The organism is Vibrio sp. 9-16B-A1, assembly GCF_056726165.1.
The window spans coordinates 21,786-39,030 of sequence record NZ_JBSDZD010000020.1 but is presented as its reverse complement, the minus strand read 5'-3'; the positions used below and the strand labels follow the sequence as shown (position 1 = coordinate 39,030).

21 protein-coding genes are annotated in these 17,245 nt (G+C 49.7%); 15 read left to right on the top strand and 6 right to left on the bottom strand.

Annotation, left to right across the window (positions count from 1 at the left end; translation table 11 throughout):
• Positions 1–23: 23 nt before the first annotated feature.
• Together ACVB80_RS22550 and ACVB80_RS22545 are read right to left on the bottom strand one after the other, a co-directional pair.
• A complete protein-coding gene (locus ACVB80_RS22550) occupies positions 24–311 on the bottom strand; it encodes a hypothetical protein (RefSeq protein WP_481083546.1) in 288 nt (95 codons plus the stop codon).
• 152 nt (positions 312–463) lie between these two features.
• Entirely contained in the window at positions 464–1,171 is a 708-nt protein-coding gene (locus ACVB80_RS22545) for a LexA family protein (RefSeq protein ID WP_481083545.1), read from the bottom strand.
• Between the two features lie 376 nt (positions 1,172–1,547).
• On the opposite strand from ACVB80_RS22545, the gene ACVB80_RS22540 reads away from it, so the two are divergent.
• The 6 genes from ACVB80_RS22540 to ACVB80_RS22515 are packed head-to-tail and all read left to right on the top strand — an operon-like array spanning position 1,548 to position 4,718.
• Entirely contained in the window at positions 1,548–2,093 is a 546-nt protein-coding gene (locus ACVB80_RS22540) for a toxin YdaT family protein (RefSeq protein ID WP_481083544.1), read from the top strand.
• Positions 2,094–2,122: 29 nt separating this feature from the next.
• Positions 2,123–2,245 carry a hypothetical protein gene (locus tag ACVB80_RS22535; protein WP_481083543.1) on the top strand — a complete coding sequence of 41 codons (123 nt, stop codon included), beginning with the start codon at positions 2,123–2,125 and terminating at the stop codon, positions 2,243–2,245.
• Entirely contained in the window at positions 2,242–3,171 is a 930-nt protein-coding gene (locus ACVB80_RS22530; RefSeq protein WP_481083542.1) for a helix-turn-helix domain-containing protein, read from the top strand. The genes ACVB80_RS22535 and ACVB80_RS22530 overlap by 4 nt, the downstream gene beginning before the upstream one ends.
• A complete protein-coding gene (locus ACVB80_RS22525; protein WP_481083541.1) occupies positions 3,158–3,577 on the top strand; it encodes a hypothetical protein in 420 nt (139 codons plus the stop codon). Before ACVB80_RS22530 ends, ACVB80_RS22525 begins: the two co-directional genes overlap by 14 nt.
• Entirely contained in the window at positions 3,574–4,131 is a 558-nt protein-coding gene (locus tag ACVB80_RS22520; RefSeq protein WP_481083540.1) for an MT-A70 family methyltransferase, read from the top strand. Before ACVB80_RS22525 ends, ACVB80_RS22520 begins: the two co-directional genes overlap by 4 nt.
• Positions 4,131–4,718: a hypothetical protein gene (locus ACVB80_RS22515; protein WP_481083539.1), complete on the top strand. Its 588-nt coding sequence runs from the start codon at positions 4,131–4,133 to the stop codon at positions 4,716–4,718. Before ACVB80_RS22520 ends, ACVB80_RS22515 begins: the two co-directional genes overlap by 1 nt.
• A gap of 353 nt (positions 4,719–5,071) precedes the next feature.
• Here ACVB80_RS22515 and ACVB80_RS22510 read toward each other — a convergent pair whose 3' ends face one another.
• The 4 genes from ACVB80_RS22510 to ACVB80_RS22495 form a co-directional block, all read right to left on the bottom strand.
• Complete coding sequence (locus ACVB80_RS22510; RefSeq protein WP_481083538.1) at positions 5,072–6,184, bottom strand: hypothetical protein; 1,113 nt, start codon at positions 6,182–6,184, stop codon at positions 5,072–5,074.
• Positions 6,177–7,883 (bottom strand): AAA family ATPase, encoded by a 1,707-nt coding sequence (locus ACVB80_RS22505; protein ID WP_481083537.1) that lies wholly within the window; start codon positions 7,881–7,883, stop codon positions 6,177–6,179. The genes ACVB80_RS22510 and ACVB80_RS22505 overlap by 8 nt, the downstream gene beginning before the upstream one ends.
• A 252-nt stretch (positions 7,884–8,135) precedes the next feature.
• On the bottom strand, positions 8,136–8,591 hold the full coding sequence (locus ACVB80_RS22500) for a hypothetical protein (protein WP_481083536.1): 456 nt from the start codon (positions 8,589–8,591) through the stop codon (positions 8,136–8,138).
• Positions 8,575–8,919, bottom strand: coding sequence for a hypothetical protein (locus tag ACVB80_RS22495; protein ID WP_481083535.1), 345 nt, complete (start codon positions 8,917–8,919; stop codon positions 8,575–8,577). Before ACVB80_RS22495 ends, ACVB80_RS22500 begins: the two co-directional genes overlap by 17 nt.
• Positions 8,920–9,048: 129 nt before the next feature.
• Here ACVB80_RS22495 and ACVB80_RS22490 point away from each other — a divergent pair, with 129 nt between their 5' ends.
• The 9 genes from ACVB80_RS22490 to ACVB80_RS22450 all read left to right on the top strand — a co-directional run bounded on the left by ACVB80_RS22490 (position 9,049) and on the right by ACVB80_RS22450 (position 17,217).
• Positions 9,049–9,432 carry a hypothetical protein gene (locus ACVB80_RS22490; protein ID WP_481083534.1) on the top strand — a complete coding sequence of 128 codons (384 nt, stop codon included), beginning with the start codon at positions 9,049–9,051 and terminating at the stop codon, positions 9,430–9,432.
• Positions 9,404–9,778 carry a D-Ala-D-Ala carboxypeptidase family metallohydrolase gene (locus tag ACVB80_RS22485; RefSeq protein ID WP_481083533.1) on the top strand — a complete coding sequence of 125 codons (375 nt, stop codon included), beginning with the start codon at positions 9,404–9,406 and terminating at the stop codon, positions 9,776–9,778. Before ACVB80_RS22490 ends, ACVB80_RS22485 begins: the two co-directional genes overlap by 29 nt.
• A gap of 47 nt (positions 9,779–9,825) precedes the next feature.
• Positions 9,826–10,125 (top strand): hypothetical protein, encoded by a 300-nt coding sequence (locus ACVB80_RS22480; RefSeq protein ID WP_481083532.1) that lies wholly within the window; start codon positions 9,826–9,828, stop codon positions 10,123–10,125.
• A complete protein-coding gene (locus tag ACVB80_RS22475; protein ID WP_481083531.1) occupies positions 10,122–10,331 on the top strand; it encodes a hypothetical protein in 210 nt (69 codons plus the stop codon). The genes ACVB80_RS22480 and ACVB80_RS22475 overlap by 4 nt, the downstream gene beginning before the upstream one ends.
• A 527-nt stretch (positions 10,332–10,858) precedes the next feature.
• Complete coding sequence (locus tag ACVB80_RS22470) at positions 10,859–11,329, top strand: hypothetical protein (RefSeq protein WP_481083530.1); 471 nt, start codon at positions 10,859–10,861, stop codon at positions 11,327–11,329.
• Positions 11,310–13,397 (top strand): terminase gpA endonuclease subunit, encoded by a 2,088-nt coding sequence (locus ACVB80_RS22465; RefSeq protein WP_481083529.1) that lies wholly within the window; start codon positions 11,310–11,312, stop codon positions 13,395–13,397. The genes ACVB80_RS22470 and ACVB80_RS22465 overlap by 20 nt, the downstream gene beginning before the upstream one ends.
• Positions 13,394–13,615, top strand: a complete 222-nt coding sequence (locus ACVB80_RS22460; RefSeq protein WP_481083528.1) for a hypothetical protein — start codon at positions 13,394–13,396, stop codon at positions 13,613–13,615. Before ACVB80_RS22465 ends, ACVB80_RS22460 begins: the two co-directional genes overlap by 4 nt.
• Positions 13,608–15,086 carry a phage portal protein gene (locus ACVB80_RS22455; protein ID WP_481083527.1) on the top strand — a complete coding sequence of 493 codons (1,479 nt, stop codon included), beginning with the start codon at positions 13,608–13,610 and terminating at the stop codon, positions 15,084–15,086. Before ACVB80_RS22460 ends, ACVB80_RS22455 begins: the two co-directional genes overlap by 8 nt.
• Positions 15,079–17,217, top strand: coding sequence for a head maturation protease, ClpP-related (locus ACVB80_RS22450; protein ID WP_481083526.1), 2,139 nt, complete (start codon positions 15,079–15,081; stop codon positions 17,215–17,217). The genes ACVB80_RS22455 and ACVB80_RS22450 overlap by 8 nt, the downstream gene beginning before the upstream one ends.
• Positions 17,218–17,245 lie beyond the last annotated feature (28 nt).

The window sequence follows — 17,245 nt, the reverse complement described above, 5'->3', positions numbered from 1 at the left end:
TCAAATCCTCTTTTGATGGTTGGTTATGCGACATCTTCAGCAGGGCGAAGGTGCGCAGGCGTCAGCCTGGAACTCAGCGCTTCAGACCGGTCAAGAACCTGCATAGTTTTTGAGTGCAGCTCCGTTGAGATCTGAACTTCAAAGCTGTTGATGATGTCGTCCAACTGCTCAACGTTGCTGGCCAGCTCACCAACGACAGGATCTGACTGATGCAGGCTTCCGATAAAGTCGTGCAGTGAACGTCTGTGAATCCGGTAATCGTGCAGTTTGATAGCCAGATTGATGATTTGTTGAAGAGATAAGCTTTCCATATGTACCCCGCTTGTATCTATTTGATACATTCAAGGTACATAGGAAACTTGATCCTGTAAAGTACAAATTTTCGTATTCTCTTCTTTTGGGAGGTGTTCAGGCGAAAAAAAAGCCGCTGTTAAGCGGCTTATCTCATTGAGAATTGGGGAAATTATAGGTTCATAATGACCTGTTTCACATAACCTACAATTCGACAATTTCCATTAATCGGGATTGGGTCATATTTAGGGTTGAGTGGTACTAAGAACTTTTGTGGGCCATCGATCTCGAGTTTTTTGATAGTGGCCTGTGGCGCATCATTTAATGTTGCTACTACGATTTTTCCGTTATCAGGGCACTCGCAAGGCTCTACTACCACAATGGAACCATCTGGAATGCTGGGGGAACCATACGGATTCGTCATGGAATTACCTGAAACACGCATAGCGAATGCATTGTGTGAAGCATTGACAGAGATAGTTTGCCATTCGAACTCTAAATCAGCGTCCACAATAACGCTTGCCCAACTACCAGCTTGTACTTCACTTAAAATCGGTACCGCTTTGAGTTTGTCAGGATCTATGAATTCGGCATTGATACCCATTCTTTTAGCAATGGACTCAAAGTATTCCTTGTCTGTACTGCCTTCAGTACAAATTGATACGTTGTATTCTACATCCAGCCAACCTTCAGGCTTGTTGAAACATAGTTCAATGTGACGAGCGAGCTTTGATCCTATAGCCCTCGTTGCACCTTTCCCCATAAAGCGACTAACTTGAGTCGGCGCTCTATCAATACGATCAGCAAAGGCGGAGTTACCTCCTATGCTTTCTGCCAGTTCCCTTGCTTTGGTTCTTCGGATTTCTTCTACCGTTCTCATATCGTTAAGCACTGTTGCTGAATGTACCCACCATTTTACTTGCTGTACTAAATAGGTATATATCCTTGACGGTACAAAAAACCGTTTGCATAATGTATCGCGGAGGTACTGTTTATGTATGCAAACTATTGGCGTCAGTTAGACGCAGATCAACGATTGGCCTTAGCAAATGCAGTGGGAGCAAATCCAGATTACCTACGGCAGGTGTTGTATGGCTACCGCAAAGCCGGAGCTAAGTTAGCCAAAGAACTTCACACAATTACCAAAGGGAAGGTGGATAAGAAACGCCTTCGACCTGATTACTTTTAGTGTAGCGGAACTAGGAGCTATCAGTAGAACACCATTTTTCTGTATAAATAACCAGTAAGGAAACACAATGATTACCAGTCTGAAAGGCGTTATCCGTAACGCTGTTGAAGGGTGGCGAACTGAGGTGAGCAAAGAGTTTATTGCTTCCAAGGTGGCGCGCCATTATCACGGCCTGAAACTTTCGCATGAGGTGGATGCCCAGCGCAAAGAACTGCTCAAGGTTCCCGGGGCTGATGATAAGAACAACACACAAAACTTCTTCCGTTATAACGAGCGAACCAGCATCGAGGCCAAGGCCACGATCATGGATCTGCTTCCGGCCATTCTTGCGGCCATGCCTTCGTCCCGCGCTGCGGACATGCTCAATACTTTCCTGAATCCGCTCGGGTTTTCTGTGGCGGCCATTGGCGCCAGTGATTCTCAGGGCAACCGGGATCAGCTGCTTGCGGCTTTCAGCAAGGAATCGAGCGAGGCATTCCAGTCTGTATTACTCCTCAGTGAACACGCGTCGATTGACCAACTTCGCCGTGCTTACAAAGAGGTTCAGGAAAGCGAGGGCGCACACGAGCCGCTGCTCAACTATCTGGAAACCCTAATCAGCCAGAAAGCGTGAATGGAGAACTTTGTGCAATGAGTCTTTACATGATCATCAAAAACGGCGAAAGCCATTGGGTAGCGAATACAGGCCACGGCCGTTGTGAAGTCCCGCCGGATGAAGCGGCGTGGATCTTTTATCTGATGCAGGCGAGGAGGGGGGCAGTATGAGTATGTTGCTCATGGTTCAGGCCATGAAACTTAAGGTAGGCAACCCGACCAGAAAACTCGTGCTGCTCAAGCTGGCAGACAACGCGAACGATGAGGGCTATTGCTGGCCCTCGTACGACTATATCGCCAAGGCCTGCGAGGTAGACAGGCGAACCGCCATGCGCCACATTCAGGCGCTGATTGAAGCAGGTTGGGTGAAGCGCCATTACCGCAAAAAAGGATCTGACATCCGGATAAACGACAGCAATGTTTACCTGCTGGACCTGTCCGAAAAGGCGGAAAAGGGTAGTGACAATCTGACACCACCCCCTGGTGACAATTTGTCACCACCGGTAGTGTCAGAGGATCACCAGGGTAGTGTCACCGGTGACACCAGGGGTGGTGATCGTATGTCACCCAGAACCAGTCAATTAGAACCAGTCATAGAACCTATAAAAAATAAACAAAAAGATTCTGACCAAATCGAAGCCTGTTTTGAGCAGTTCTGGAAAGTCTTCCCGACCAAGAAGGGCAAGAAACAGGCCCTCTCCAAGTTCAAATCCATCGTGAAGGGGCGATGTGAATCCGTTCAGGATTTCTCGGCCATGTTGTGCCGTGACGTAACCCAACGGGTGCAGAACCGTCAGTTCGGTTTCGACAAGCTGCACCCAACGACGTACTTGAACCAGGAGCGATGGAACGATGAACACGAATCTAATCCAACCGGCGCAGGCACAAGCAACGGCGCCAACCGTTATGACCAGCACAATGCAAGGCTGCTCGCAGAGTTCGGAAACACTGCCACACCAGCTGGGGGCGCAGGTACTCCACCTGAGCCCGGAAGCGTGGATCCAAACCAAGTTTGTGGAGGCCTACGGGGCGAAGTGGCCGCACCAGGAACTACCATCGACCTGGATTCAGGGGATTTCCATCATGTCGGTTCCTGAGATCCGCAAAGCGGTGAGCAAGTGCGTAACCAGCGGAGACGCATGGCCGCCAAGCCTGCCCCAGTTCGTTGCCATGGGCCAGCTGCTGGAGATCGACTTCGACGAAGCATTCAGCCGGATGCTGCACGGCAGGCCGAACGGGGATATCGAGTACTGGGCCTGTCAGGAAGTGGGCTTCGCCTGCCGCCGATACCTGACCGAAAAAGACGCCCGAACCAGATACCGCCGCGCCCTGAAGAAATACACGGACAAGGCCAAAACCGGATCCCTCCCGGTACGGGACCTGATGCGCCTGAAGGATGAAACAAACATCACGCCAGTCACCGAACTAAAACAGCCAGAGCCAGCCGCGTTCGCCAAAGGATCTGTGTTTGAGCGGGTAGCGATGATGGGGAGCAGGGCATGAAGAAATACCAGGTTATCTATGCGGATCCCCCATGGCAGTTCAACTCAACGCGAACCGGCGGGAACATGAAATCCGGCGCGGCCCAGCACTACGACTGTATGACGCTGGACGAAATGAAAGCTATGCCCATCAACGAAATCACCGAAGACAACGCGCTGCTGGTGATGTGGTGGGTAGGCGCCATGCCGCAGGAGGCGATCGATCTGGTGGAGGCGTGGGGCTTCACCCTGAAAAACATGAACGGCTTTGTGTGGGAAAAGCTGACGGTGCACCACAATCCGGTTTTCGGCCTTGGTTACTACACCCGGGCGGGATCGGAATCTGCGATTATCGCCGTCAAAGGGAAGTTCAAGCCACAGAACCGCTCCGTTCGTGCAGTACGCCGCGCCCCGGTCGGCAGGCACAGCGAGAAACCGCACGAGTTCAGAGAAGATATTTTAAAACTGGCTGGCGACGTCCCCCGCCTGGAGCTGTTCGCAAGAACGGCTCCGGAAGGCTGGGACGTATTCGGCAACGAATGTGACCGCTCAATAGAGCTGATGGAGGCAATCTGATGCGACCAGAAACGTTGTTAGCGAAATTCAACCTGAAGGGACTCAACTACGAGCAAATGCAAAACGGTGGTGGCAAAGGCAAGTTCAGCCTGGAAGAGCAGCTGGCAATGGTTGGCGTCTGCTGGAAAGATTCCCCGGTTGGTTTTCTGGTGCTGTTCGTAGAAGCACTGGGTGATAAACACTCCCTCAAAATCCTGAGGCAGGCCGTACTGCTGGAAGCCATAGAACTCACCAAACTCTGGCGCGGCCAGAAAAGCGAAGCCGCGTTTGATGCCATGATTAACGCCGCCATTGTGGAAGCAACCAGACCATTAGGGCAGGTCTGCGCAACCTGCGGCGGAACAGGCAAATACAAGAATGCTAACTACGATATGCGGAACTGCCAGCACTGTAAGGAAGGCCGCGTTCTGTGGAGTGTCGAAACCCGTTTTGCAGTGATGTGCAATGGCCAGTTCGCCTGCACATACTCATTCTTTAAAGGGCACTACCACCCGGTACTGGAGCAACTGGCCAAGTGGCTATCCGACAAACGCAACGCTGCCATGCTGGCACTGATGCAACGGATAGAGGCAGAGGAGGCCGCCTGATGGAACCCTACAAGATAGAAACGCACAACGACCTGGCTGCGCGTTCCGTTGCTAACCATATTCGTAGTTTGGGAGGGCAGGCCATGTGCCGGGGGGCGGCAGTATTAACGAAGCACCAGTTCACGGAGCAGGATGCGGAGCCGGTAAAGTACTGCATTGGGCATACAACAGGCTGGCTAAGCCCCAGTGATGAGGAACGTTGGGATGAGTTTAGTGCTAAGCATTGCGAGCCATGCCAAGAGTTTGCTGGTGTGGGTTAGGTCAGTAGGAATTGTGGGAGTAGGTTGATTGGTGCGGGGGGAAGATTACACCTCGCTTGCTAGCCTTGGAACGCCCCGTGAAGGGGCGTTCTTCTACTCATCATATTGTGTTTCTAACAGTTCCAAAATATCGAGATTCATTTTAGCCCTCGCTACCTCTAGAATTCTATTTCGTGACTTTGGTATATGACATTCACTTTCACCATAGATGCGGTTGTCGAATGAGGCTGGTTTTTGGTCCTTTTCGTGGTAGTAAGTAGCATAAGTTGTAGCGAGACTTTCAACATCGCATTTGTAGGACTTATACCTGTTTTGAAGCTTGAGATCACAAACGGTGTGATCATTAGTTCTGGATGAGTTTGACTTCTTTATAATATTTAGTTCGCTAAATGAATATCTCTTGTTTGTCCCCAGTTTTATTAGTTCGATATCAGGAACACAGAAAGAGTAATGCTTGTCAAATGAGTCCTCATATGGGTTTATATGATTCGATGTGGTAAACTCTTTATTACCTCGAATTGATGAGTTGCAGATATGGCAGCAAGGAATTAAATTAAAGAATGATAGAGCTAGATATGGATGTTTAGACTTCAGGAAAAAATGGTCTAGATCAAAAAGAGCTCGACCTTCATCGTCAGTTGTTACTCCATTTGAAGGTTTATCTGTTGAAATTATCTCAAACTTGTAATTGTTACAATAAAAGCAATGTTTAGATTGGAGTCCCATTTCTTTATACAAATCCACACAGATTTTGTTACTTCGAAAACTCTTGTAATTGAACATTCTAGTTTGTAGGAGAGAGCAAAATTCTGTTGGTTTTTCTTTTCCGTCTATAGTTGCGGTAATGTCCCCTTCCAGAAGTATTTGTTTTATCTCTGAGATGATATTATCTAAATCTGACGGTCTAGAAATAATGATTCTCTTTAGGTTTTCATGGTTGTTACTTGTTAGATATCTAAAAAAATCAGTGAATCTCTGGTTTTTTGCAACATTATTCTTGGAAATTTTAGCTAAATGCTGGTTTGATTCAAACTCTAACAGTAGCAATGTGCTTTTTTCAATTAATGAGTTTTGGTAGTATTCAACTTTACGAGATTTTGATTTTTTCTTCTTCTTTTTATTTAGGTTGTTCCAATGATTCTTGGCTAGATCGTCAAGTAACCCTGGGATTGTAGTTGCACCTAAACTATCTTCAAATTTAATCATTATTAATCACCCTCATTAATTGATTTCGGGTAAGGTCATCTCCGACTATGCCTGCAAACTTTGTGAGTTCTTCTTTTCTTGAAGGTGTAAGGTTTCCCCGATTTGCTTCTGACGCAAATGAAATGATATTTTCGTACGCAAAGCTGCCTATTTTTTCGTTATCTAAGAAAAATGCTTCTCCGAAAAGTGTATACAAATTAGCACCAAATGTTCTTAATGGTTCACTCATTGGTTCATTGTATAGACTATGATTGTTAAGTATTTTGACATTGTCTCTCGGAAGGTCAGTAACCAAGAATGGTGAGTGTGTGGAGAAAACTAGTTGTATTTTTTGGTTCTTAGATAAGAAACTTGGCAATACCATGTTTAGTGATTTTATAAATTGAAGTTGCCACTTTGGATGGAGGTATAAATCACCCTCGTCTATACATATTATGGTGTCATTTTTGGTGTCCTTTAAAGCATCTTTTAATAATGAGAAAATATTTAGGTATGCTTGATGGCCGGAACTTATACCTAACCAAGATAGATTTATCTTTGGTGTGAGGCTTAAAGCCTCTATGAATCCGTATAGTTCATGTTTTTTGTCCATTCTTCCATGAGTTCTTAGAGCAAATTGCTGTAGGTTTCCGCGCGTTTTATCTGTTACTTCCTCTACATCTAACTTATCTATTATATGCTTATCATTTTCCAGTGCGTGGAGTATTGATTCGAATGGTAAGTATGCGTCCTCTATAGTTGAGTAAATATTGGAACGCTTTGACTTGATTTTAATTGATATGTCATTATTAATTTTACTCATAAGTTTGTATGTCGATTCAAACAGTGAGTTTATTGATGAATGAATGTCGCTTCCATAATAGGACTCATGGATTACATCCACTATTTCTTCTTGGCACTCATGGATTGTTCGATTTATTCTTTCCAGTGTTTTTTTTGCGATGAAGTATTTTATCCCCAAGATTAGTTTGTTTTTTGAAGATTTAATGTTCTTAATTTTGGTTGAATGTGATGATAAGATGTCATTTATAGCATTGACTAAGTTTTGGTTTTTTACTTTATCAATCCCAGAGTATAGGTTTAATGCCCGATCAACAGGGAATGATATTAAAATGTCTTCAATTTTGTCTAATGACAAGCTTTCTAGTATGTCATTGCTGGTTTTACCTAGAAAGTTAACTTGCTTGTAGAACAAGCTTTTTTGGTTGACCACAGCTTGGTAATTCGTTTTTGGTGAGATGGTTTTTACCCGTTTTGTAAACTCTAGATCCCTGTTGTCATATACGTTAGAAAAATAGATGGCATTGATTTTTCTCAATATTGAATTGTTTTCAATGGCGTTAAATAAATGTCTGCTATTACTGGAAATATTTATAATTAGATCTTTTGGTTTGTATACCGTGAAAGAATCATTGTCCTTAGTTATAAACAAGTACTCTTTTGGTAGACTTCTTCTTGAGCCTTTCAGAATACTACATATGAACTCTATTGTGTTGGTTTTCCCAGAACCATTTTGTCCAACTAGGGCCGTAACGTTGTTGAAGCATGGGTCAAATAGCCCTGTAATTTTGCTCTCTTTCTTTGTGTGATTAAGTACTCTGTTCTCCGGATCGAACGTGAAGTCATCATCCGGAGAAAAGTTCAGTTCAAAATCATTAAATGACCTATATTTTTTAACCCAAAAGTAACAAAGTTCCATCGTCTAAACCTATGGTAAGCAATTGTTTTTAATTATATTAACTGACGTAAGGTTTCGCAATAAAGTTAAAGGGAATACTTACAAGTAATTATTGACATTAGGCCTGTTTTGCGGTGAAACCCAAGTTGCAAAACCTCGTCCACTCGGTGAGGTTTTGTCGTTTCTGGACTTTATTACTTACCGAGGCGCCTTTCAAACTAGCTTGAGATAAAAGAAAACCCAGCATAGAAGCTGGGTTTGGTAGGGATAATCTTACCTGGGTGGATACAGCTCAAGCTGCTCAAGCACATGCCTTACACTAAATGGCTCGGAATACACATCCTGAATCTCCATCATCTTCTCTTTATCCAGATGTTTGATGCGCTCTTTTGCCAGTTCGTCCAGCGGAGTCAGGTCTACTGAGTAGGCGTTCTCCAGCTCTGGGTTTTTGTCTCGCTTTAACGCTTCTTTCAGGTTGTCCGTGGCGTCCTGCATACACAGGCTATCGTTGTAGTTGTATAGATACCCGATTACCGTTTTCTGATCTTCGAAAGAAAGAGAGTCGAACCACGGTGTGGTAGGGAAATCTATTTTATTTTTCTGAGCAAGTTTGTAGCAATAGTCAAAGCGTGCATCCCAGGCTTTCGCAGCTTCGGTACTGCTTGGTGCATTGCTAACGCAGCCAGCCAGAGCCAAGCAGGTTAGTAGTAGATTATTTCGTAGCTTCACTGACACAGTTCCAAAATTTCTGTTCTTCGCCATAGGTAAAGATTTCCTGCTCATAAGCAACTCTGAAAATCCGGTCACGAATAATCTGGCGTGCACCAGCCATTGCCGTAATGAAGGTTTCCCAGTCATTTTCCCGGATAGTAATCAGCGTTTCGATTGGTTTACCGGTTACGCTGGGCGTTCCGAAAATTTGATAAAAAGGAGTGACAGCAAGAGCACCTGCAAATAGGTTGCCTTGCTCTGCGATTCCTTTGATTTCATCAATCGCGTGCTTACTTTTTGTGCTCAACTTCATGTTGTTGATATCGCACATTCCAATCCTAGCCATACGTTGTTACCTATATTCTCTTTATAATCAGCGGGTAAGCTACCATGTGATGCTGGCTGGTGCAATTGGTGGCGTATATATTTTCGTGGGGAAGTATTGACTTACACGTGAACATGCGGGATTATTCCCATGTTGCAGAACCTCGCCCATCCGGCGGGGTTTTGTCGTTTCTGGACTTTATTCCTTACTGGGGCGCCTTTCGGGGCGCCTTTTTCATATCTGGGGTTTTCGATGGCGCTAACACGTATTGAAGAGTGGAAAGGGCGAATCATCACATACGGTGGTAGTGGTGGCATTAGCCTGTATAACGAAAAGGCCATTGCCAAAGCTCAGGAAGCGGCTGAGGTGGTGGCAAACAATTCTGAACTGTTTACTGAAAGGCTGATCTCATCGATTGGCCTTTTTCTTATCGCCTGCCGGTTGGTTTTCGAGATCTTTGTGTTTTTCGACCAGCGCCGGCTGAAAAAGCTGCGGGAGCAATCTGATGACCGAGCTACAAACCAGGAACTTTAAAGCCACCGAACTCCGCTGTAAGTGCGACTACTGCAAACGCGAACAGCCACACCAGTGTGATGCGCGGGCGCTGCAGGCCTTACAGGCAGTGCGTGAAGAGTTGGGCTTTCCGCTCACTGTTACTTCTGCGTATCGCTGCGAACGGCACCCGTCTGAAGCGAAGAAGAGCAAACCCGGCACCCATAACCGCGGCACGGCGTTTGATATTGCGTTGCCGTATGGTGAGTTGCGCTACAAGCTGCTTGCCGTAGCCATCAAGCATGGTTTTAACGGGGTGGGTTTTGCCAACTCGTTTATCCACATCGACTACCAACGGCCCACGGATATGACGTGGACCTATAAGTGAATTACTAACGGCGGCCAACTGGCCGTTTTTTTTATGGAGATAGCACAGTGAAAGTGAAGCTAAAACACCTGTGGCTGCTTATGTCAGCACTCGTTGTCGGGCTGGGTGCCAGCTTGTATTCCGTGACGGCCTCGGCCACTGAAATCGTGAACAACGCTTTTCCTCCGGATGCACCGGCGTGGATTGGTACCGTCATTGGTTTTGTGGTTGCCGCTGCCGGTCTGGTGGCCCAGCTGGATGCTCAGGTCAGTGAAGACTTTAAGCACAAATGGCCGTGGTGGCTGCGCGTTCCGTGGGATGCGCTGGCAGGTAATTACAAACATTCGAAGAACATCGGCAGCGTTTGAGCTGGGTAAAGGCCATTCCGGTACTGGGTAAGCTGGTGCTGACAGTACTGGAAGCCTGGCAAAAGCACCAGCGTAAACAACAGGCCAAGCAGCAGGAGCAGGAACGTGAAGCGATTAAGCAGGATCCGGTTAGTCACCATCGCGAGCGGTTTGGCGATAGTTCTGGCAGGGTGTCAGTCTCTGCCAGCGCTAAGCCCCGCGACTGACTTCTACAGCTGCAAGCCCACTCCGCCACAGCTTGAGTGGTATGAGGTGGAGGAGGGCGGTGTCTACTATCCCAAACGGGCCTTTACCAATCTTCAGCTCTATATCGAAGATCTGAATGATTGTATTGATTACTACCAGGCTAACCCGGGTTAGGTGGGTGCCTGGCATTTCCGGATAACCCGATTAACTCCAACTAAGGGATCCTTTCCCTCATCAAATTCTCACCGCCAAGAGCAAAAAAGTGCACTTCATAAGGCGCCACCGAGCGCCCGCAGGCTTCGGCCATTAGTTCTACGTGCTTACGGCGGTGACCCTATACATCAGGCGCCCCGGCACCTCGCCGACGGAATCGTTAGCCATGACCACGAAGCAGCTCAGGCTGTTTACTCCTTACGTGTAGCGCGGTTCGTAAAGTCATAAGGTGCAAGCCAGGGAGAGAGACCCACATTAAACGGAAACGTCAGCCTGAGGCGAAAAAGCGGCGTGACACCCGGAGAGACGGGAAAACCCTTTGAGTGAGGTAACGATGAATAACGAGAAACGGTTGTGGAATTTATCGGAACTCGAAGCGTTTAATTACCACCGTTCCACCATCCGCAAGAAACTGAAAGCCGCAGGCATTGAGCCAGTGGCCCACAAGGGTTCAACACCCCTGTATGACGTGGTGCAGATAGCGCCGTATTTGTGTAAGGCCCCGGTGAAAGAGAGTGATGCGCCGGATCTGATGGGCTTTCCCACTGCGGCGGAGCTTCGGGCTTATATCCAGTCGGAGCGGGAGAAGTTAGCGCTGCAAAAAGATTCCGATGAGTGTGTCACCCGGGAAGATTATGAGAATGAAGTCGGGGTGTGCATCGCCAGCGTGAAGGCCTTTAAAGATAAGGTGATCACCCGGATTGAGTCGGCCATTCCTACCGCAGCCGCAGAGCAGTTGGAAGACCTGGAAAAACTACTGAATTTCGATTTGAAGGCGGTGACCGATGAGCTTGGACAAGTTTGATCCCCGGTTGGGAGTGAAGTTTGCGGATGCTGCGGCTATCCGTCGTAGCCTGGCGTACTTGTGTGCACCAACCGATAAAACACCGGTTGAGGCAGCAGACGAGGAACTGTGGATCTCAGACGGTACGGACGTGACTAAGTTTCTGTCTTCTCAGGTTCCTTACATGCGCGAGCCAATGGATTGTTTGGCCCGTCGGATTTATGAGGCGGTGATTGTCGTCGGCCCGGCACGTTCGGGTAAAACCAAGGCTATGGTTGAGGGCTGGATTAACTATGCGGTAACGCAGGCCCCGGGCGATATGCTGCTTATCTACAGTACTAAGACCAAAGCGGCGGATATGTCCAAAGCGGACCTGGCCCGCTGCTTTGCTGCCACACCAAAGATCAAGAAGCTGAGAACGGGGCGAAAGTCAGACGATAACATCACCTACAAACGCTTCAGGAACGGGATGATTTTGCAGCTGGACTCAGCAACTGAATCGAGTCTGTCTGCTTCGACTTATCGCTACGCTGGCGCGACGGACTATGACCGCGCTGATGATGCGGTCGGTCAGGAAGGTTCCAAGTTTGAGCTGATGCTGATGCGTGTTCAGAACGCGAAATCATCCGGCATGGTGATGGCTGAATCTTCTCCCGGCCGGATAATCCGCCAGCCTAAAGAGCCGGATGAACTCGGCGCTCATGAAGCGCAGCCTTGTGGTGGTATTGCGGATCTTTATAACCAGGGTGACCGCCGCCGCTTTTACTGGCTGTGTGATGACTGCGGCGCGTACTTCCGGCCTGAGTTTGAAACCCTTAAATGGGAAGAACATGAAGACCACATGGAAGCCTCTCAAACGGCTTATGTGGCTTGCCCACGCTGTGAGCATCGGATTGAAGAGGTGCAAAAGCAGGCTAAGAACCTGCAAGGCCGCTGGTTCCGTGAGGACGGGGTGAACCAGTATGGCGAGGTGGTGGAAGATGAATCCGAAGCCAGAAAAGCCAAGTGGGCGACTTTCTGGTTTGAGGGGATTGTTGCTGCGTATGCCAGCTGGCAGAACCTTGTTTACCGCTACCTGAAAGCGAAGTCTTCTTTTGATGAGAGCGGTGATGAAGACAAACTGATTTCCTTCACGAACGTTCGTATGGGGCGTTCCTATATTTTGCAGTCTCACGGCCATGAGCTTAGCGCCCACGAACTGATGCAACGCGCACTCGCATACCCCCGCGCAGTGATCCCCACCGACGGCCGTTTCCTGATCATGACGGTGGATGTACAGGGCGGGAAATCTAACCCGCGCTTTGTGGTTCAGGCGCAGGTGTTTGGCGCGGGCCTGCAACGCTGGGTTATCGATCGCTTTGAAATTCTGACCACGCCAACCCGAAACGGGGACCGGATCAACCCGGCGGTTTACGCCGAAGACTGGGACCTGTTAATCGATCAGGTCATGAAGAAAACCTACCCACTGGCGGACGGCAGCGGCCGGGTGATGAAACCGGTACTGACGCTGTGTGACTCCGGTGGTTCCGGCGCGGAGAAGGACGGCAAGAAAACCTCTGTTACCGATCTGGCTTATCAGTTTTATAACCGTCTTAAGTCTAAGGGGCTGACTCATCTTTTCCGGCTGGTGAAAGGCGCCAGTAAGAAGATGGATGACCTTATCAAAGAGTCTTACCCGGATAAGCGAAGCAAGCTGGCCCACGGGGAGATCCCGCTTTTGATGCTGAACACCAACCGGCTTAAGAACCGGGTGGTGGCGAGCTATTCCCGTGAGGAGTTTGGTTCGCGCTATTTCCATTTGCCCGGCTGGGCCGAGCGGAACTGGTTTGATGAACTGACGGCGGAATACATCAATGAAAAGGGCGAGTGGGAATGCCCGGAGAAATCCCGCAACGAGAGTTTTGACCTGTGCGCCTACGCAGAGGCGGGGATGCATTACCTGGGTGGTGACGACATCGACTGGGACAACCCGCCAGGCTGGGCGATGCATTGGCAGTTGAACCCGAACGTGGTTGATGCCGATGTTCAGCCCCAGTTCGAGCGTAAGCGCAAGCCAAGATACCGGCACTCAAGAGGAATTTACGGATGACATTAGAAATCGCAACTAACCGGGAGCGCCTGAGCTGGTACCTGGAAGCTGAGAAGAAGATCCTGCAGCAGCAGTCGGTTAAGACGGCGGAAGGCGAAGAGCTGACGCTGGCCAGCCTTTCTACGGTGCGCCGCGAGATTGAGCGTCTGCAAACGCTGATCGCCCGGGAGAATCAGGGCGGGCACCGTTCGATGATCCGGAGAAATTACCTTGAGTAGCTTAAATCTCATCGACAAAGTGATTGCCGTGTTCAGCCCCGAGAAGGGGCTGAAACGTATGTACGACCGGACGCTGTTAAATAAGTACACGGCGGCCATGCCAGTGGACCCGCACACCAAACAGAAGCGCAGGCGTTCAACCGGTAACGCCAATCAGCTGAACAAGGGCGCGAAAGCACTGGCCGAGCGGGCGCGGGACGGGGATGAAAACAACCCGTTTGTTACCGCGATTCTCGATGAGCTGTGCGCCAATGTGGTGGGCCCGAACGGGATCATGATTGAGCCTCAGCCGCTGACGCATGAGGGCAAGATCCACACTGAGTTTGCCCAGTCAATTGCCCGCTGGCATGAGCTTCACTCCCTTAGCCAGAACATCGACGGCGAGACGTCCCGCAGTGAAACGGAGTGGTTGGCCTGCCGTACTTGGCTGCGGGATGGTGAGGTGTTTGGCCGGATGTATATGGGGCGGCACCCTCAGCTTGAGTACCCGTCTTCCACGCCGTTTGCGATTCAGCCTTTTGAGGCGGACTTTATCCCCCGTAATCATAACGAGGAGGAGAAGGGCATTTTGGAGGGGATCCAGCGGAACAAGCTGGGGCAGGCTATCCGCTATCTCATCCAGAAAGATTCAAAAGGCTTTGAGTTTGCGGAGGTGGATGCGGCGGCCATGTGCCATCTCAAGTTTACCCGCAGGCTGCATCAGAACCGGGGGATCTCGATTCTGCATTCCAGCCTGGATTTGATTGCCCGGCTGGAGAGTTATGACCATTCGGAAATGGTGAGTGCGGAGATTGCTTCCCGCTTTACCTACTTCATCAAACGCGACATTCAGGCTCCGGGCGAGAACGATTCATTCGACCGGGGCGGGGATATGTTCCTCGGTATGGGTAACTCGCTGGAACTGGCTCCGGGTGAGGATGCCGGGATCATCGAATCTAACCGGCGTGAGTCTATGAGTTCGCCTTTCCGTGATGCTCAGCAGCGGCTGGTGAGTGGTTCTGCTGGAGTGAACAACTCTTCTGTTACCCGCAAGTATGACGGCAGCTACTCGGTGGCCCGTCAGGAACTGGTGGACTCTTTTGCCCGTTACCGGGTGTTGCAACGCAAGTTTGTGCTGGGCTGGACCCGGCCTCAGTACCGCTGGGCGCTGGCTATGGCGGTGATGAGTGGCGAGCTGGTTGTGCCTGCGGATGTGGATGCTTCGACGGTGTTTAACGCTATTTATCAGGCGCCGGTGATGCCATGGATTGATCCGGCCAAAGAGATGACCGGGATTGAGAAAGGCACCCGGCTGAGTCTGTTCTCACTTAGCCATGCTCAGCGGGAGCGCAACATCAACCCGCTGGCGACGCGGCAGGAAGTGCAGGCCGAGCGGGAGGAGATGAACGAACTGGGCATTGTGAGCACATCGGACCCGGCTCATAACGTGGTGAAAGTGAACAATAAGGGTGAGGGGGTGATGAATGCCTAAACCAACCAAAAAAAGCTGGTACACGCTGACCAATGAAGCGGATAAGCCGGCGCAGTTGATGATTAACGGGATTATCGGTGATTACGATATTGGCTCGATTGATCTGGTGAAGGCGTTGCAGGTCATCGGCAGTAAAGAACTGGTGATGCGCATTCAGAGCCGGGGCGGCAGCGTTTATGAAGGGCTGGCGATGTACAACGCTATCAAGGCCCACAAGGGTAAAACCACGGCGGTGGTTGAGGGGCTGGCGGCGTCTATCGCGACGTATCTGATGATGGCTTGTGATGAGCGCCATATGCCCAAGAACGCCGCGGCGATGATCCATAACCCGAAGATGGGCGCCTGGGGCGAAGAAGGCGAGCTGGAGAGTGCTCTGACCCAGCTGAAAAATGCCAAGAGTACGATTGCCGGGGCCTATGCCGAGGTGAGCGGAAAGAACGAAGATGAGGTTCTGGAAGCGATGGCGGCAGAAACCTGGTTTACTGCTGATCAGGCGGTGGAGTGGGGGTTGGTCGATAAGGTGATTGACCCTGTGAACCTCACCAATTGCTTTAGTGATGCAGATATCGCGGGCCTGAATGAGTTTCAGAACGTGCCGGATGATCTGCTCAATTGTCTGACCGAGCCTGATGAGCCTCAGCAACCTGTGGCGATTGCCACTCCTCCAACGAATCAAACCGAAGAAGAACAGGTAAGCGACATGCCGAAACCAAATGAAGAACTGCAAAACGCGGTGAAAGCAGAAAACAAGCGCCAGGCGGCCATTCGTGCTTTGTGTATTCAGCACAATGTGAGCGATGAGCTGATGAACACCATGCTGCAGGATATGGATTGTTCTGTTGAAAGTGCCTCTGCAAAAATCCTGGAGAACATGGGCCGCGATAAGCAGACGCTGCGGAACCTGTGTAAAGACCTGAACCTGGATGACGAGCTGACCAATAAGGTGCTCGATGACCCGAACATCACGCTGGAAAGTGCTTCGGCGCAGCTGCTGAATATGATTGGTTCTGGCAGTGTGGACGGGCAAATGCCGAACCTGACGGCCACTCATATCCGGGCGGATAACGGCAACCATGTGAAAGACGAGCTGCAGAACGCGCTGAATGCCCGTTGTGGTGTGGGCGAACTGGAGAAGGATAACTCGTTTGGCCATGAGTCTCTGCTGAACATGGCGCGGGCCAGCCTGGGTGTGAATGTCCGCAGCCCGATGACTAAGCAGGAGCTGGTTAACCGGGCGTTTAACTCGGGTGATTTTGGCGACATCATCACTGAGGGTATCCGCACGGTAATGCGTGATGAAAAGCAGGCTGCAGCGCCGATGTGGCGTGAGCTGGCGAACACGGAGAACCTGCCGGACTTCCGCGAGACAGAGTTGGTGATGGTGAACGATGCGCCGGATCTGATGAACGTTTCTGAAGATGGTGAGTACAAGGCCGCGACCCTGAAAGGTAGCGGTGAGCGCATTCAGCTGGCGACGTTCGGCCGGGAGATTCAGTTCACCCGTCAGGCGATCATCAATGATGAGATTGGGCTGATTGCGAAGGTGCCGCGTAAGTTTATGCAGTCTGGTTATCGCCTGGCTGACAAGCTGATGTTCAACGCCATTCTGGCGGGCAAGATGGCTGATGGCGGTTCAGTATTTAAGAAGGGCGTCATTAAAGACTGGGGCAACCTGATTGATGATGTGGCGGCAGGTGATTACGCGGCGATGATTATGGCGCTGCACAAGGTGTTTGCGACCGCGACGACCACGCCGTTTAGTGGCAAGGAAGGGGCGGGTGATCCGCTGGATCTTCGTGGTGAGCTGCTGCTGGCCAATCCGGACCACGCTGCGATGTTTGAAGCGGTGCTGAACACGGCCAGCAAGCCGGATACTTTCAACCCGGCTTATAAGAAGTTCAGCCGCGTGATTGAGACAGCGCGCATTGCCAATGTGAACGGCGCCATTGCCCTGACCGGTAAAGATTTCGATAGCGTTGTCATGGGCTTCCTGGATGGTCAGCAAGACCCGTGGCTGGAAACCTCAGACGGCTGGACGAGTGACGGAGCTAAGTTCCGTATCACTTATGACCTGATGTCTAAGGTGCTGGACCGTCGCGGCATTGCGATGGCGAAGTTTAAATCTCAGTAAGTTATCGATCCTTTCTTTACTGTTTATC

Bases quoted from the DNA above. Each gene is read 5' to 3' on its own strand.
- ACVB80_RS22510 (WP_481083538.1), bottom strand. From the start codon at position 6,184: ATGATTAAATTTGAAGATAGTTTAGGTGCAACTACAATCCCAGGGTTA.
- ACVB80_RS22545 (WP_481083545.1), bottom strand. From the start codon at position 1,171: ATGAGAACGGTAGAAGAAATCCGAAGAACCAAAGCAAGGGAACTGGCA.
- ACVB80_RS22460 (WP_481083528.1), top strand. From the start codon at position 13,394: ATGACATTAGAAATCGCAACTAACCGGGAGCGCCTGAGCTGGTACCTG.
- ACVB80_RS22520 (WP_481083540.1), top strand. From the start codon at position 3,574: ATGAAGAAATACCAGGTTATCTATGCGGATCCCCCATGGCAGTTCAAC.
- ACVB80_RS22495 (WP_481083535.1), bottom strand. From the start codon at position 8,919: ATGGCTAGGATTGGAATGTGCGATATCAACAACATGAAGTTGAGCACA.
- ACVB80_RS22505 (WP_481083537.1), bottom strand. From the start codon at position 7,883: ATGGAACTTTGTTACTTTTGGGTTAAAAAATATAGGTCATTTAATGAT.
- ACVB80_RS22550 (WP_481083546.1), bottom strand. From the start codon at position 311: ATGGAAAGCTTATCTCTTCAACAAATCATCAATCTGGCTATCAAACTG.
- ACVB80_RS22490 (WP_481083534.1), top strand. From the start codon at position 9,049: ATGTTGCAGAACCTCGCCCATCCGGCGGGGTTTTGTCGTTTCTGGACT.
- ACVB80_RS22530 (WP_481083542.1), top strand. From the start codon at position 2,242: ATGAGTATGTTGCTCATGGTTCAGGCCATGAAACTTAAGGTAGGCAAC.
- ACVB80_RS22485 (WP_481083533.1), top strand. From the start codon at position 9,404: ATGACCGAGCTACAAACCAGGAACTTTAAAGCCACCGAACTCCGCTGT.
- ACVB80_RS22535 (WP_481083543.1), top strand. From the start codon at position 2,123: ATGATCATCAAAAACGGCGAAAGCCATTGGGTAGCGAATACAGGCCAC.
- ACVB80_RS22465 (WP_481083529.1), top strand. From the start codon at position 11,310: ATGAGCTTGGACAAGTTTGATCCCCGGTTGGGAGTGAAGTTTGCGGAT.
- ACVB80_RS22450 (WP_481083526.1), top strand. From the start codon at position 15,079: ATGCCTAAACCAACCAAAAAAAGCTGGTACACGCTGACCAATGAAGCG.
- ACVB80_RS22540 (WP_481083544.1), top strand. From the start codon at position 1,548: ATGATTACCAGTCTGAAAGGCGTTATCCGTAACGCTGTTGAAGGGTGG.
- ACVB80_RS22470 (WP_481083530.1), top strand. From the start codon at position 10,859: ATGAATAACGAGAAACGGTTGTGGAATTTATCGGAACTCGAAGCGTTT.
- ACVB80_RS22525 (WP_481083541.1), top strand. From the start codon at position 3,158: ATGTCGGTTCCTGAGATCCGCAAAGCGGTGAGCAAGTGCGTAACCAGC.
- ACVB80_RS22515 (WP_481083539.1), top strand. From the start codon at position 4,131: ATGCGACCAGAAACGTTGTTAGCGAAATTCAACCTGAAGGGACTCAAC.